Source organism: Chitinophaga niastensis, from assembly GCF_003014755.1.
In the GTDB taxonomy this organism is placed as follows: domain Bacteria; phylum Bacteroidota; class Bacteroidia; order Chitinophagales; family Chitinophagaceae; genus Chitinophaga; species Chitinophaga niastensis.
Genome location: NZ_PYAW01000007.1, coordinates 244,580 through 260,061, shown reverse-complemented (window position 1 = coordinate 260,061; position 15,482 = coordinate 244,580). Strand labels below are relative to the sequence as shown.

At 43.6% G+C, this 15,482-nt stretch carries 15 protein-coding genes; 10 read left to right on the top strand and 5 right to left on the bottom strand.

Translation table 11 applies throughout. The annotated features are described in order from the left end of the window. The first annotated feature begins 93 nt into the window (after nucleotides 1–93). Together CLV51_RS25145 and CLV51_RS25140 are read left to right on the top strand one after the other, a co-directional pair. Entirely contained in the window at nucleotides 94–879 is a 786-nt protein-coding gene (locus CLV51_RS25145; RefSeq protein WP_106530860.1) for a PhzF family phenazine biosynthesis protein, read from the top strand. Nucleotides 880–909: 30 nt separating this feature from the next. After that, a complete protein-coding gene (locus CLV51_RS25140) occupies nucleotides 910–1,674 on the top strand; it encodes an isocitrate lyase/PEP mutase family protein (protein WP_106530859.1) in 765 nt (254 codons plus the stop codon). A gap of 74 nt (nucleotides 1,675–1,748) precedes the next feature. On the opposite strand, the gene CLV51_RS25135 is transcribed toward CLV51_RS25140, so the two are convergent. The 3 genes from CLV51_RS25135 to CLV51_RS25125 form a co-directional block, all read right to left on the bottom strand. Further along, the gene (locus tag CLV51_RS25135; protein ID WP_106530922.1) at nucleotides 1,749–1,877 is read right to left on the bottom strand and encodes an alanyl-tRNA synthetase; all 129 of its coding nucleotides are present in this window, start codon (nucleotides 1,875–1,877) and stop codon (nucleotides 1,749–1,751) included. A gap of 67 nt (nucleotides 1,878–1,944) precedes the next feature. Further along, a complete protein-coding gene (locus CLV51_RS25130; RefSeq protein WP_106530858.1) occupies nucleotides 1,945–2,802 on the bottom strand; it encodes a hypothetical protein in 858 nt (285 codons plus the stop codon). 136 nt (nucleotides 2,803–2,938) lie between these two features. Next, the gene (locus CLV51_RS25125) at nucleotides 2,939–3,295 is read right to left on the bottom strand and encodes a winged helix-turn-helix transcriptional regulator (protein ID WP_106530857.1); all 357 of its coding nucleotides are present in this window, start codon (nucleotides 3,293–3,295) and stop codon (nucleotides 2,939–2,941) included. Nucleotides 3,296–3,422: 127 nt separating this feature from the next. Here CLV51_RS25125 and CLV51_RS25120 point away from each other — a divergent pair, with 127 nt between their 5' ends. The 3 genes from CLV51_RS25120 to CLV51_RS25110 all read left to right on the top strand — a co-directional run bounded on the left by CLV51_RS25120 (nucleotide 3,423) and on the right by CLV51_RS25110 (nucleotide 9,009). Further along, nucleotides 3,423–4,589 (top strand): MFS transporter, encoded by a 1,167-nt coding sequence (locus CLV51_RS25120; protein ID WP_106530856.1) that lies wholly within the window; start codon nucleotides 3,423–3,425, stop codon nucleotides 4,587–4,589. Nucleotides 4,590–4,628: 39 nt separating this feature from the next. Continuing rightward, nucleotides 4,629–6,533, top strand: a complete 1,905-nt coding sequence (locus tag CLV51_RS25115) for a TonB-dependent receptor plug domain-containing protein (protein ID WP_106530855.1) — start codon at nucleotides 4,629–4,631, stop codon at nucleotides 6,531–6,533. 274 nt (nucleotides 6,534–6,807) lie between these two features. After that, nucleotides 6,808–9,009: a B12-binding domain-containing radical SAM protein gene (locus CLV51_RS25110; RefSeq protein WP_106530854.1), complete on the top strand. Its 2,202-nt coding sequence runs from the start codon at nucleotides 6,808–6,810 to the stop codon at nucleotides 9,007–9,009. Here CLV51_RS25110 and CLV51_RS25105 read toward each other — a convergent pair whose 3' ends face one another. Beyond that, nucleotides 9,010–9,510: an SRPBCC family protein gene (locus tag CLV51_RS25105; RefSeq protein WP_106530853.1), complete on the bottom strand. Its 501-nt coding sequence runs from the start codon at nucleotides 9,508–9,510 to the stop codon at nucleotides 9,010–9,012. It abuts the gene before it with no gap. A gap of 127 nt (nucleotides 9,511–9,637) precedes the next feature. Between CLV51_RS25105 and CLV51_RS25100 the strand changes: the two genes are divergently transcribed. The 5 genes from CLV51_RS25100 to CLV51_RS25080 all read left to right on the top strand — a co-directional run bounded on the left by CLV51_RS25100 (nucleotide 9,638) and on the right by CLV51_RS25080 (nucleotide 14,765). Further along, entirely contained in the window at nucleotides 9,638–10,183 is a 546-nt protein-coding gene (locus CLV51_RS25100; RefSeq protein WP_146151377.1) for a hypothetical protein, read from the top strand. A gap of 28 nt (nucleotides 10,184–10,211) precedes the next feature. Further along, a complete protein-coding gene (locus CLV51_RS25095) occupies nucleotides 10,212–10,850 on the top strand; it encodes a hypothetical protein (RefSeq protein WP_106530851.1) in 639 nt (212 codons plus the stop codon). After that, nucleotides 10,820–11,599, top strand: a complete 780-nt coding sequence (locus CLV51_RS25090) for a sensor histidine kinase (protein WP_106530850.1) — start codon at nucleotides 10,820–10,822, stop codon at nucleotides 11,597–11,599. Before CLV51_RS25095 ends, CLV51_RS25090 begins: the two co-directional genes overlap by 31 nt. 9 nt (nucleotides 11,600–11,608) lie before the next feature. Beyond that, nucleotides 11,609–12,244 carry a response regulator transcription factor gene (locus CLV51_RS25085; RefSeq protein ID WP_106530849.1) on the top strand — a complete coding sequence of 212 codons (636 nt, stop codon included), beginning with the start codon at nucleotides 11,609–11,611 and terminating at the stop codon, nucleotides 12,242–12,244. Nucleotides 12,245–12,521: 277 nt separating this feature from the next. Next, nucleotides 12,522–14,765: an ABC transporter permease gene (locus CLV51_RS25080; RefSeq protein WP_425430499.1), complete on the top strand. Its 2,244-nt coding sequence runs from the start codon at nucleotides 12,522–12,524 to the stop codon at nucleotides 14,763–14,765. Nucleotides 14,766–14,779: 14 nt separating this feature from the next. On the opposite strand, the gene CLV51_RS25075 is transcribed toward CLV51_RS25080, so the two are convergent. Next, nucleotides 14,780–15,295, bottom strand: a complete 516-nt coding sequence (locus CLV51_RS25075) for a DinB family protein (protein ID WP_106530847.1) — start codon at nucleotides 15,293–15,295, stop codon at nucleotides 14,780–14,782. Between the last annotated feature and the right edge of the window lie 187 nt (nucleotides 15,296–15,482).

Here is a 15,482-nt window from a genome sequence, read left to right as displayed (position 1 = left end):
AAAATCTGATATGGTCGAAATTGAAAGTTTTGTATCTGTTTTTGTATGTTAAATTATCGCACTTTTGTGTTGTTCTTTTATAATATTAACCACATGAAGATCAGATTTTTCCAGGTTGATGCCTTCACCAGGGTGCCCTTTAAAGGTAACCAGGCAGGTGTATGTTTATTGGATAGTATGCCGGAAGATGCTTTGCTAAAGGCTATTGCAGCAGAGAATAACCTCGCAGAAACCGCGTTTTTGTTGCCAACAGAAAACGGATATCACCTGCGTTGGTTTTCGCCAAAGGTGGAAATGAAGTTGTGTGGACATGCTACCCTGGCCAGCGCACACGTACTCTGGGAAGCAGGACTGGTGCGGGTGCACGACACTATCCGGTTTGACACATTGAGCGGGGTACTTACTGCCCGTCAGCAGGATGGCTGGATAGAACTGAATTTCCCTGCCAGGGATCATGAGCCCGCCACCTTACCTGCTCCGTTGCAGGAACTATTTAAGGATAATTATGTGAATGTAACGTATAGCTTTGACCGTTATATCGTGGAATTAAAGTCCGCAGAGGCTGTAGCTGGTTTTATACCCGATGAAAAATTGTTGAAAGATCATCTGTGTATTATCACCGCCAGGGCAGGAGAAGATGCTCCCTATGATTTTGTTTCCCGTTATTTCGCAGGACCGGTGGGCGTTTCCGAAGATCCGGTAACAGGTTCGGCACATTGCAGTTTAGCCCCTTACTGGTCGGCACGATTGCACAAAAATGAATTCTTCGCTTACCAGGCATCTGCACGTGGCGGCGAATTGAAAGTAGTATTGCAACAGGATCGGGTGCTGCTGAGAGGAGAAGCGGTAACCGTTATCAACGGCATCTTCACCATATAATTAATTTTTCACGTAATAATAAATCGGACTATGAGTAATTACAGTCTATTCAAGGAACTACATCAGCAAAACGAACCACTTTTATTGGGCAACGCCTGGAATGCAGCCAGTGCGCGTATCCTGCAGGAAAATGGTATCAAGGCTATCGGCACTTCCAGCTCTGCAATTGCAGATACCCTGGGTTATGAAGATGGAGAACGTATTCCTTTTGCAGAACTATTTTTTATCGTTGAGAAAATTGCCAAACAGGCAACAGTACCGCTCTCTGCAGACATTGAAAGAGGATATAGTGAAGATGTAAACGTAGTAGTAAAACATATTGAGCAGCTGCATGATATCGGCGTAGTGGGTATCAACCTGGAAGATTCTGTACAGGCAGAAAAGCTGATCCTTGGGCCAACAGATACCTTCCGCAAAAAACTGGCATTCATAAAAAATCAGCTCGCCCAAAAAAATATTGACCTGTTCATTAATGTCAGAACAGATACTTTTTTATTGCAGGTGCCTGATGCGCTGAATGAAACACTGGCACGTATCAAAGCTTATGAGGAAGCAGGTGCCGATAGTATCTTTGTTCCATTTATTAAAGTGCCGGCAGATATACGCCATGTAACAACCGCTACTTCGTTGCCCGTTAATGTGCTGGCAATGCCCGACCTGCCTTCATTTGATATATTAAAAGATGCAGGCGTAAAAAGGATCAGTATGGGTGGAAGTGTGTATCGTTCAGTAAATAATCACCTGAAAAAGGTGGTGAATGAGATCAGCAGCTATGGATCGTTTGGTGGGATATAATATTTTTTAGCAGGTACTTGCAGACCTTACTGCCGGGAAAGATTGATCGTCTTTTCCGGCAGCTATAAAATGGATTATTTTAATACCCAATAGCCCAGTGCCAGCCATATCAGGCCTTTTACCAGGAAGAAAATAAAGCCCCAGAAGCCTATCTTCTTTAACCACTTGATAATTTGTGCTTTTCTGTTATTATTTGCTGACATAACAGGGTCAAAAATACCGATTTTTTCTACAATTTTTTGCACCCGCCGGTAATGCAAAGGACGATGTTTAATGCAGCTGATGACGCGCTATAAAGTTCCGGGTTTCCTGCCACCAGGGCATATCATTACTCCACTGAATGGTACCGTTCACACCTTTATTGCCACTCCATATCACACAACCATCTGCCAGCTGATAAAGTGTTTCCAGCTCGCAACGCCATATAACGGGGTCCACGAATTGTAAAGAAAGCGGTGTACCATCATGATACTGTGGCCAGATGTAGGCATATACCGGTTTTCCGGGAGCATATCTTCTTGCTTCACGGATAGAAGCTGCAGTAAATTGTTTCCACGCGGTAGTATCTGTGTCAAAGGTGTAAACAGCCGGGAAGAAAAGATCTACAGACTGTGCTACAGGTATCATGGCATCGTTTAATCGCTGCCACTGCAGGTAGTTGCTGCCGCCAACCGGTTGTATGTTATTCCAGTCGTATCTGTCGTTTGGCACTACTCCATAAAAGCCCAGTTTAACAGCGGGGTTTATGTTTTTGAAAGTATTGACTACTTGTTTGAATTTACTGATAGTAGCAGGGAGCGCATTGGTTGCGTAAGACCAGCTTTCAATATCTAATGTAACAGGTACATTTGGCTGCGTCAGGTATTGTGTGGCTACTGCCTTTATTTTTACTGTATCCGGTAAAAATTGTGTGTTATCTGCCGGATTCGGCGACACTAACCTGTTGGCATATACAAGATTCAACGGAAGCAGTCCTTCAGGCTGCAGGTCAGGCTTGTTAGCATAATGTATACCGTCAAAAATCAGGAAGGAATGGCCGCCCGGTTGGGGTTGCGGTGTATTGTTTGATTTGCTGCAACCCGCCATCATGAGCATGGTGAATAGCAAAGAAATGCTGCGTTTATTCATGGACACTGCTTTAGAAATATCTTAGTTAGACGTTTTTCTTTTTTAAAGTTTAACCGGCATTAATATTTCAGAGGGAGATTAGCGTATTGTTCTTCGGTTATGCAGGCAACTTCGTATATGCGTTGCAGTAAGCGGGCTATTTTTTTGGTGGATAATCAATCCCCGCTTCTTTTATTAGTTCGTATCCATATTTCATAATATGTTCAATAACAGGTATTGCCTGTAATCCTTTGGGAGTAATGCTGTATTCTACTTTGGGAGGCACCACCGGATATACAGTACGTGTGATCAATCCTTTTTCTTCCAGCTCCTTTAATTGGGATGTCAGCATTTTATGTGTAATGTGCGGGATATCTTTTTTTAACTCACCATAACGCAATATTGTTTTTTGCAACCGCCACAAAATGGGCATCTTCCAGGTACCTCCAATATGGTTGAGTGCAAATTCAATAGGGGTATAGTATAGCTTGTTATCGTGAAAAAACTCTGGCATGGCTGTGTAAATGATTGATAATTAATATACTTTCCTAAAAGTGTGTATCATACATAAAGGTGTATATCATAAATTTTGATGGTGTCTGCTGCAAATTTGCATAAAATTTCCATCAATAGAAAAATTTATGAAACGAACACTTTATGTACTTGCATTGGGCATCTTTGGTATTGCTACTACTGAATTTGGAGTTATTGGTATTTTACCGCAGATCGCATCCGCCTTTAAAATAAGCATAGATAAAGCAGGCTGGTTGTTGAGTGCATTTGCCATTATCATTGCTGTATTTGGTCCTTTTACAACATTGTTGTTTTCCGGTATGGACAGAAAAAAAGCAATGACTTTTGTGCTGGCTGTTTTTACTATTTCCAACATCATTTCTGCACTGGCTACTACTTTCCCGGTTTTATTATTTGCGAGGATATTACCGGCATTTTTGCATCCCGTATTCTGGTCGATAGGATTGGCGACAGCAGCGGCAGCAGTACCTTCGGCGGAATCTCCCCGCGCAGTAAGTATTGTATTTGGAGGATTCACGATTGCCAGTGTGTTAGGTATTCCATTAGCTACTTTTATGGCAGCTATGTTTAACTGGCAGGCGGCTTTTGTGCTTTGTGCGATGGTGAATGGTATTTCATTAATTGGATTATTGGTATTGCTGCCACCCATGCCGGCTATAGCGCGCATCAGTTACGGTACGCAACTGCAAATCTTTCGTAAGCCTGCTTTGTGGAGTGGTTTGTTACTGGCCTTTTTAATGATCACCGCCATGTATGCTACTTATGGTTATCTGGCAGCTTACCTGGGCACCGTCACTAAAATGAATGGTTCACAAATCAGCTTAATGCTGCTGGTTTTCGGCATCAGCGGAGTAGGCGGCAATTGGCTGGCAGGAAAGCTCTTGAGTAAAAATATAGTTACTACTACACTTGTTTTTATTGTGCTGTTATGTCTTGCGCATGTATTGGTGTATATAGCAGGCTTTCAGTTTGTGCCTATGCTGGTAACGATTTGTGTATGGGGATTTATTCATACCGGTGGTTTTCTGATCAGCAATGTGAATGTTACCATCCATGCAAGGGAAGCGCCTGCCTTTGTAAACAGCATCTTTACTTCCTGCGGCAACCTGGCGGTTACTATCGGCGCTGCTATTGGTGGTATGGCCATTGCGCGTATTGGTGTACATCAGATCGTATGGACAAGTGTAGGCTTGTTGTTACTGGCGCTGCTGGTAGGCCTTTTTTCGAGGGTAATGATATTAAGAAAGACACGAATTATTGAACCAATAATTTAATGCGTACTTTTGCGCTCTTTTTTAGCAATTATTGTAAAGATGCGCATAGCTGTTTCGAATAATAAAATTCTTGTATTCCTTTTCCTTGGCCTGTGTAGCCGTGCAGCGGCGCAACAGCGTACTGATACCACCCTCATCTCACATCACCTCGATGAAGTGATTGTGCAGGAAAACAGGCTGGCAGCGCCGTTAAAGGCGGGTAACCGTAATGTCACTATTATCAGCCGTAAACAGATAGATGCCATGGCGGTGTCGTCTGTAACGGAAGTGTTGGCATATGTACCCGGACTGGATGTACGGCAACGCGGCCCTGGCGGGATTCAGGCGGATATAGGCATTGATGGTGGTACGTTTGACCAGACGCTTGTACTGCTCAACGGTATCAAGATCACCGATCCGCAAACAGGTCACAATATCATGAACCTGCCCATTTCCCTTTCTGATGTGGATCATATTGAGGTGCTGCGCGGTGCAGCAGCCCGCATATACGGTATTAACGCACTGAACGGGGCTATCAATATCATTACCCGCAAAGCCACCGAAAGTGGTGTAATGGTGAACGGCAGCGGCGGCAGCAGCTTTAAAAAGAATGAGAAAGGTAATTTATACGGCGCCTATGGCATAGGTGCTACCGGCTCCCTGGTAAAGGATGGTAGCAGCCAGTTGCTGTCGCTGGGCCGTAATGAGGGCAATGGCTACCGTTACAACACAGCATACGACAACTACAGGGCTTTTTACCAGGCGGCATTTAACAGGGATAGTCTGCATCAGTACAATGTGCTGGCAGGTTTCGTAAATAATAAATATGGTGCCAACGGGTTTTATGCACCTCCGGGTGATAAGGAATCGGAAGAAACTGTGAAAACATTCCTGGCGGCGGTGAGTAACACCTCTAAGATTACCCCGGCATGGGTAATGACACCAAGGATCAGCTATCGTTATACGAAAGATGATTATATATACATTAAGCCGGATCAGTTCCGTAATCTTCATAATACCCAGGTGCTCGATGCTGAACTGAATAATAGTTTTGCTACCAGTATCGGCTCCTTCGGTGCCGGCGTGGAAGCACGGTACGAGCATATTAAAAGCAGCAACCTTGGTAACCACGACAGAACCAACCTGGGTCTGTTTGGGGAGTACAAATCAATAGCTGATCGTCGTTTTAATTTCACGCTCGGTGGGTATCTCAACTATAATTCTTTTTATGGCTGGCAGTTTTTTCCCGGCGCAGATGTTGGTTTTAATATTACACCTGACCTGAAACTCTTTGCCAATGTAGGTACGGCACAGCGACTACCTACCTATACAGATCTGTATTATAAAAGCCGCGCTATCGTTGGTAATGATAAGCTGGGCCCTGAAAAAGCAGTTTATGCAGAAGCCGGTATCCGCAAATTCAGCGGGAAATTCTCTTTTGCAGGATCAGCCTTTTACAGACAGATTACTGATTTCATAGATTATGTAAAAGATACTGCCGGTGTAAAAGATCCGAATAGTATTCCGTGGCAACCACAAAATTTCCATCGTGCAGATATGAAGGGACTTACCTTCAATGCTGGTTACAGCACTGCTTTGCAGCCGAATGGAATATTTAACAGTGTAGGTGTAAATGCAGGTTACAACTATCTCTCTCCTGAATTTAAAGGAGATGGCATCACTACAAAAATGTCTAGGTATGTGATTGAGAGTTTACGTCATCAGTTTACTGCCAACGTGCGTACGCAGCTGTTGCAGCATTTCAGCATATCAGCTGCCGCACGTTATTGTATGCGTATTAATTACAAAGACTACACCGTAATAGACGCACGTATTGCGTATAGGCGATCCCGTTACCAGATCTATGCAGATGCCAATAACCTGCTCGATGTTACTTATATAGAAGCAAGTGCAGTACCCATGCCGGGTAGGTGGGTGACATTGGGAGCGAGTGTTAAACTTTGATTATTATGGTTATCCTGATGAGCGGAGATTGTCTGAACTGTGATTTTGTCTTTCCCAGGATTAGGCTGATTATACTGATTATATTTTTTTGATTTTGGAAGATTCAAAAAGATTAGCGAAGATTAAAGCGGATACAATCGCTTTAATCTTCGCTAATCTTTTTATAATCAGTAAAATAAAATCAGAATAATCAGTATAATCAGCCTAATCCTGGGAAAGACAATAACCACAGTTCGGACAATTTGAACTAAATTTGCGCTTTAAATAATTTGACTTGAGTAATTCTGTTTTTTTAATAACACCACCATTTACACAGCTAAACACGCCATATCCGGCCACTGCTTATCTGAAAGGATTTCTGAATACTAAAAATATTTCTTCCTTTCAGGCAGACCTGGGTATTGAAGTAACGTTGCGCTTATTTTCAAAACAGGGTTTGGAGCAATTGTTTACACACATCGCCGCAGCGCCGCCGGCAGCGGTATCAGAAAACGTAGCCCGCATGTTGGTGTTGCAGGATGATTATGTGCATACCATTGATGCCGTCATTTTATTTTTACAGGGTAAAAACCCCACTTTAGCGCACCTGATCTGCAAACGGGATTATTTACCGGAAGCATCGCGCTTTGCACAACTGGACGATCTCAACTGGGCCTTTGGTTCCATGGGTACCCAGGATAAGGCCAAACACCTGGCCACCATGTACCTGGAAGATCTCTCCGACCTGATCATGGAATGTGTGGACCCGCATTTTGGATTCAGTCGCTATGCTGAACGCCTGAGCCGCTCTGCCAACAGCTTTGACGAGTTGTATGCAGCACTGCACGCAGCGTATACTTATATAGACAACATCTTAATTGATATATTATCTGCACGTATGGCTACGGTACAACCAGCCATGCTGGCTATTTCTGTTCCATTTCCAGGCAACCTGTACGCCGCTTTCCGCTGCGGACAGTGGGTCAAAAAAAATTATCCTGCGGTTAAAGTAGCCATGGGCGGTGGTTTTCCTAATACAGAACTGCGTGCACTCGCAGATGCCCGCGTATTTGAATTTGTGGATTTTATTACGCTGGATGATGGAGAAGCGCCGGTAGAGAACCTTGTACAGTTTTTGGAAGGGAAGAAAACAGCGGAAGAACTGAAACGCACTTTTTTGCTGGCAGATGGAAAAGTAACATATGTCAATAACAAAGCTACACACGATTATAAACAGGCGCAGCTGGGCACACCGGACTACAGCGATCTGTTGCTGGACGGGTACATCTCTGCTATTGAAGTCGTGAATCCTATGCACAGTTTATGGAGCGATGGGCGCTGGAACAAGCTCACCATGGCACATGGCTGTTATTGGGGTAAATGTACTTTCTGCGATATATCTCTCGACTACATAAAAATTTACGAGCCAATCACCGCATCGCTGCTGTGCGATCGTATGGAAACCATCATTGCGCAAACAGGACAAAACGGTTTTCATTTTGTGGATGAAGCCGCGCCACCCGCGCTGATGAGGGCTTTGGCGCTGGAAATCATCCGCCGCAAACTCACCGTTAGCTGGTGGACGAATATCCGCTTTGAGAAAAGCTTCACACGCGACCTCTGTTTGTTGCTCAAAGCATCGGGTTGTATCGCTGTTTCAGGAGGATTGGAGGTAGCGTCTGATCGTTTGCTGGGATTGATTCAGAAGGGCATTACAGTGGCCCAGGTGGCCCGCGTAAACCGTCATTTTACGGAAGCCGGTATTATGGTGCATGCTTACCTTATGTACGGCTTTCCTACACAAACAGCACAGGAAACAATAGACGCACTGGAGATGGTACGGCAGATGTTCCAGGCAGGTATCCTGCAATCCGCATTCTGGCACCAGTTTACCATGACGGCGCATAGCCCGGTAGGACTGGAACCCGCTAAATTCAATGTACAAAAGGAAACAGACGAAGTGGGTGCTTTTGCTAATAATGATATTATGCATATTGACCCTACCGGTGCAGATCATGAAACATTCAGCTACGGATTAAAAAAATCCCTGCTCAACTATATGCATGGCGCCTGCTTTGATTATCCGTTATCCAAATGGTTTGAGTTTAAAGTGCCCAAAACCAGTGTACATCCGGATTATATCACTACGGCACTCACGGAAGAAGAGGTGGGTACCATCAAACCAACTTCCAAAGTAGTGTTCCTCGGTAAACAACCCGCGATGGAAGTGATCACCAAATCCAAGAAAGGAGCTACCTGGGAAATGTCTTCCCTAACTTTTCAGAGTAAAAAAGAAAAAGTAAATATCAGCGTACAACCACCGCAGGGCGTATGGCTGGCAGAGATGCTGCAACACCTGGCAGTAAGCAATCCTAAAACATATACTTTACAGGAGGTCAAAGAAAGCTATGAAGCCGCCGGCCTGGAAGACTTTGAGTTGTTCTGGGATAATAAGCCCGTGAACGCGCTGCACAAGCTGGGGTTGTTAAAATTATAATCAGGAGTTGACCACCTGTTGTAATGCCACATTTTTATTACGTAAGTCTAAACCACCTTCCAGCAAGGATTTCAGGTTGGCCAGGTAAAAGGTCCAGCCATTGGAGCAGCCAATGTAATAATTGACCCTGGAAGTTTCATCGAGCGGAATACTTTCCTGTTGCAATTCCACTATGGTGCTTCCTTCTGCCGCACTGATACGTACAGTTACAATACCAGCCTTCCCGAATAAAAATTGCAGATAGTCGTGACCGTTAGTGGCCAGTATTTCCCCATGTTCTGCGCTTTCGTCTGTAAAGCCATGCCAGTACCAGCTGAATTCGTCGCCTTTTTCAAGAGGACTGTGTGCAGCCCGTTGTTCTCCTGCTTCATTTGTAAAATCTGCCCGGCGCAGGAACCAGCTTTCCAGTGCTGCGGGGGAGTTCCAGGCATCAAAAGCCTGCTGAATAGTGGATTTAACCGGTATTTTCAATACAAACCGGCTCCAGTCATAGTTTTCCATAAAATGAAATTTAATACGATAAGATTCTCTTTCCTAAAATTACTAAAATATCGGGCTTTACCGGGGAAAACCCCGGTATCAGGCATGAAGAAAAATATAAATATTTGTTTCCACTAAACTATGAAACATGAGTGATCTAATGTCCTTATCCGGTTATGATTGTAACAACCAGGGCCACCTGAATCCTACGCCTGAGCAGCTGGACTATCACATGCCTTTTACCGGAGGCACTGATACCTTTGGTATGCCCATAACTTTTGCTGCCTATTTAGGTATGCTCAATAATTTTTACACCATGTTGTTGAACAACCCGGCAGCGTTGGAGATTTTTCAGGGTATCTTTAGTATAGATTTCAGTAAAGCATCTTTGCTACGTATTCTTAGCCAGCCAGGTTGCGAATTTATACGTTTTTATTTTGCCATACCCGAAGCCAATCAAAAATTAAGTTTATTGGCAGAAGGAATTGATATTTTTGGGGCACAGATCGGATATGATCAATTGCTCACAAAAGCTACCACCAATGATATGGTGCATAGTTCAAGTGATCCCTCTATTGAAGAAAGAGGTAACGGTGGTGGTGGCGGACCATTACCTCCTTTAAGACAACTTTTTGATTTACTGAGAGCCCAGGGATCGCCATTAGCCACAGCGGACCTGAGTCAATTATCTTAAGAAATAAAGCTTTATAATCTGCGTACTGATGAATGGATGGATCTATGCTTATTACGTATTGCTGGTAGCCTGTTTTGTAATTAGTTTATTTCACCTGGATGTGAAAGAGATCAGGTTACTGGCTATACTATTAGGAGTTTCTATCATCACGGAAGTGATTGTGGAAATAATCGGAACGCAGGGTTTTGCTTTTTTTATAGTGTATCATTTTTTCGTGGTGCTGGAATATAGTCTGATAACAATCATTTTACGATCAGGCATCAGGGCTCCCCGCTGGAGATTATTAATGGGCATTTCCATTATTATTTTTGGATTGGTTTCCCTGTTCTACAGCTTTGTATTAGGAGGATGGCGGGTTTTCCCCGGTATAAACATCACAATAGAAAGCTTCCTGGTCATCTGCTGGTGCCTTTTATCCTTTTTTTCAATAACCCCGGATAGCGAAGCGTCTATATTCCGGCACCCTTTTTTTTGGTTAACCCTTGCTTTCTTTATTTATTTCTCTGCTTCTATGAGTGTAAATGGATTTTATAACCTGCTGCTGGAAAGCGACGCTCATAAAGCGCCTTACTTTTTTGCAGTTTTAAACTCTTTATCCAATTACCTGTTGTATATTATGCTGATAAAAGGCATACTATGCTTCCGGTCAAACAAGATCTCTTTGTAGGTGTAATTTTTATTTCTTTGCTGGTTACCATACTGGGACTTGTAGTAGTAGCGGCGGTGATTAATTATAAAAAGAAGCAGGATGCTTATTTACACCAGCTTAAATTAATGAAAGAAGATTACGACAAACAATTGATGTGGTCTCAAATAGAAATGCAGGAAGAGGCCTTTGCCCACCTCGGACAAGAACTGCATGACGATATAGGACAGTTACTGAGCAGTACTAAATTGTTAATCAATGTAACCCAACGAAACATGTCAGTAGTACCCAATACCCTGCGTACTGCTGAAGAAACCCTCAGTACAGCTATTCATCATCTGCGGGCGCTATCTAAATCTTTCAGTCGTCAATGGCTGGATCAGTTCAGTTTGATAGATAACCTGAAAGTAGAAATAGACAGAATCAATGCCAGCAGGGCTATACAGGTGAAGTTCACCTATGAGCTGCTGGAGTTGCCGTTACAGGCAGAACCTCAGATCATACTGTTCCGCATTATCCAGGAGGCCATGCAAAATTGTATCAGACATGCACAGCCCCAGGTGATAGACATCAGTATAAGACTGGCAGAGAAAAAACTGATTCTGATCATTGCAGATGATGGAGCAGGCTTTGATAAACAGAATATGTCATCCATGGGGATGGGTATTCGTAACATGCAACACCGCACTAACCTGCTGGGAGGAGAGATCCGCTGGGAAGTAACCACCGCCGGCGGTACAGCAGTATTGATCACATTACCCGTTGAATAATTATTGTGTATGAACATCAACATTGGCATTGCAGACGATCACCAGTTATTCCTTAAATCCCTTAGTTTACTGATCAGCAGTTTTAGCGGCTTTAATATAGTAGTGGAAGCAATGAACGGAAAAGAAATGCTGGATAAATTAGCTAATCTGCCATCACTACCGGATGTGCTGTTACTGGATGTAAATATGCCCGTAATGGATGGCGCCAAAACCGCGGCTGCTGTGTTTAAATTATATCCCGGTGTGAAGATGGCTGCCCTGTCTATGAAAGACAATGACGCTACTATCATTGAAATGCTGAAAGCCGGTTGCTGCGCATATCTCCTGAAAGATATACATCCCACAGAACTGGAAAAATCCCTGCGCGATATACACACCACCGGCCAGTATCATAACGATGCCGCAAATGTAAATTACCGTCGCCTCATCCTTCAATCCGAACAAAAACAAACACTCACTGACCGGGAACAGGAATTTCTTAGTCTCGCCTGCAGCGACCTTACCTATAAAGCCATCGCTGTTAAGATGAATGTAACCGAAAGAACGGTAGACGGCTACCGCGAAATCCTGTTTAATAAACTGAACGTGCAAAGCCGCACTGGTATGGTGCTGGAAGCGCTACGCAGACAATTAGTATCGTTGTAAAGCTATTGTCCGGTTTCGAACATTTGTTGATCAATTGCGGACACTTATTGTACGGAAAAATAAATTAAACCATTGGTAATCATAGTACCGGTAAGGTGGCATTTATTTGGTAAACAGTAACGTGCATGTATATTAATGTCCGATAATTCTCAACCAGTCAGCTATGTTTATTAATTATTTTAAAACGGCTTTTCGCAGTCTGCGTAAAAATAAAGGCTACAGTTTTTTGAATATCACCGGGCTTGCCATTGGCATTACCTGTGCGGCACTCATTGGTTTGTGGATAGAGTCGGAGATGACCGTTAATCACGACATTACCAAAAGAAATTACCTGTACAGGGTAATGGAAAATCAAACCTATAACGGTAAAACAGGTACTTTTTCTGCTACACCCGGCCCCATGGCAAAGGCAATACTACAGGAGGTTCCAGGCATCGCTAACGCTGCCAGGACTACCATGGGCGACAGGGAGCTCTTCTCCCTGCAGGATAAAAATATGAATGAGAGCGGATTTTATGCAGATGCGAACCTGTTCTCTATGCTGGGACTTCAATTCATCAGCGGCAATCCGGCCAATGCTTTTAAGCAACTTCATTCCGTTGTTATCAGTGAAAAGATGGCCGGCAACTTCTTTGGTAAAACAGATCCCGTAGGCAGGATGCTGAAGGTGAACAACAAAGAAGATTATATGGTCAGTGGTGTATTTAAGAATCTTCCTGAAAATAGCACCATTAAATTTCAATGGCTGGCGCCTTTTGAAATAGCAGAAGCTGAAAGTAGCTGGATGAAAGGTTGGGGCGAAAATGGTTTACGCACCTTTGTGGAATTAGCACCCACCGCTAATGTAGCGGCAGTGAATAAACAATTATTTGCTTACCTCCGTACCAAAGGCAACATAGACACTAAGTGCTTTTTATTTTCCATGAACGACTGGAACCTGCGTGACCGGTTTGTAGATGGTAAAATGGCGGGAGGCAGGATACAATATGTGCAACTCTTTTCTGCCATTGCCCTCATCATTCTGCTCATTGCCTGTATTAATTTTATGAACCTGGTGACTGCACATTCTGAGAAAAGGGCTAAAGAAGTAGGTGTACGAAAAGTAATGGGAGCCGGCAGAGGCAGGCTGATAAGTCAGTTCATGCTGGAATCGCTGGTGATAGCCTTTATGGCTATTACGCTGGCAGTGCTGATGCTTTATTTGGTACTTCCGTTTTTTAATGCCATCGTGGAAAAACAGCTGTCGGTAAATATATTGCGGCCATTACATCTGTGTTCATTATTAGCCATTGGCCTGATGACAGGTCTGATTGCAGGAAGTTATCCTGCCTTGTACCTGTCTTCTTTTAATCCACTTGGCGCGTTAAAGCAGATGCGCATGAAAACGGCTCTGGCGGCAGGTTTCATCAGAAGGGGACTGGTAGTAACACAATTCTCTGTTTCTATCATTCTTATTATAGCCACCGTAATCGTTTACCAGCAGATAGAACATGTGAAGGCCCGCAACCTGGGCTTTAACATGAATAATTTAATCAGCATGCAAGCACAAGGCAACATCAGCAAACATTTTGATGTGATCCACCATGATCTGATAGCAACCGGTGTGGTAGCCAATGCCACGCTGAGCGGATCTGCTATGTTGAGTATCTGGAATAATACAGATAATTATACCTGGAAAGGAAAAGATCCCCGGAAAAATGTCCTGATTACAAATGAATTTGCTACGCCGCAGTATTTGTCTACCATGGATATACGTTTAATAGAGGGCCGTGACTTTTATGCCAACATTGCTGCCGATAGTAATAACGTGATCATCAACCAGACATTTGCCAAACAAATGGGTGCTGAAGGCAGGATAGGAGGCATTATCCGGAATAACAACCGGCAGCTTCAGATAGTAGGTATCATGGGGAATTTTTCTTACAATAATATGTATGCCAGTGGTGCTTCGTTTATGCTTTACAGTAGTGTGGGTGAAAATGCCAATTATATGAGCATCCGTTTGAAGCCCGGTACAGATCTTACCGCTGCCCTGGACAAAGTAGAAAAAGTAATGCGTCTGCAGAATCCCAGTTATCCTTTTGAATATAAATTTACAGACGTCGAATTTAATAACCTGTTCAAGGTGGAAGCGCTGATAGGTAAGCTGGCTGGCATTTTCGCAGGACTCGCCATTTTTATTTCCTGCCTCGGATTATTTGGACTGGCAGCTTACACGGCAGAGCGCAGAACAAAAGAGATCGGTATCCGTAAAGTAATGGGAGCTTCTATAACCGGACTGGTAGGGCTTTTGTCAAAAGAGTTTGTAAAGCTGGTAGCGACCTCCTGTTTGATAGCATTTCCGCTGGCCTGGTGGCTGATGTATCGTTGGCTCAATAATTATGAGTATCGGGTTGCTATCAACTGGTGGATATTTCTTATTGCCGGTACTGCTGCCATGGCTATTGCACTGATCACAGTAAGCTATCAGGCTGTACGGGTGGCATTACTGAACCCTGTGAAGAGTTTGAAGGCAGAATAGACGAACAGGTTGAATCACTTATTATAGCGGGCAATTAATTGCGCAATAACGGTGAGGTGGTAATTATCATGCTCACCTACAAAGTAGAGCAGGTCTACCAGGCTAACCTGTTGCTGCAATCGCGGATGCAACCCTTTTTTATCCAGAAGGTCCGGATCTATTGATAGTAGCTTTTGGATATAGGCGCCTCTCACTTCCCTGAAATGGTGAAGGAGTTCCCCGATAGGGAACTGGTTATAATGTGCCTCCGTCGTTTTTTTATTTTGCATGTCTGCTGCACGTAAATCATAACCCTGCAGCAGGTCTTCCACCCGTCCTTCATGTAAGGATTCTATATCGATCAGGTGGCCTATGTTTTCTTTTACAGACCAGTGCCCGGGTTCTTTTTCCTCCAGCATTTCTTCCTGTATAAGTACCGTCATCTCCTCTAAACGCGCTGCAGTGGCATGCAATCGCTCGATAAAAAATGGGAAATATTCTTTTCTGAAACCAAAATGAAATTGAAAGTCGGCCCATTTTAAAAGTTCCATGATCTGTTTTGTTATTGAAATGAGGGATAGTTAAAATCAGTTGTTGGATCTGTTTACACAACCAATACAAGGTACAGTTTTCATGGCGTAAAACCATACTGCTGCGTCGTTGCTGACCTCACCGGTTTTACCGGTAATACCTCCGTGTTTACCGATCTTTCACTATTATTCACCTTTTAGTACCTGC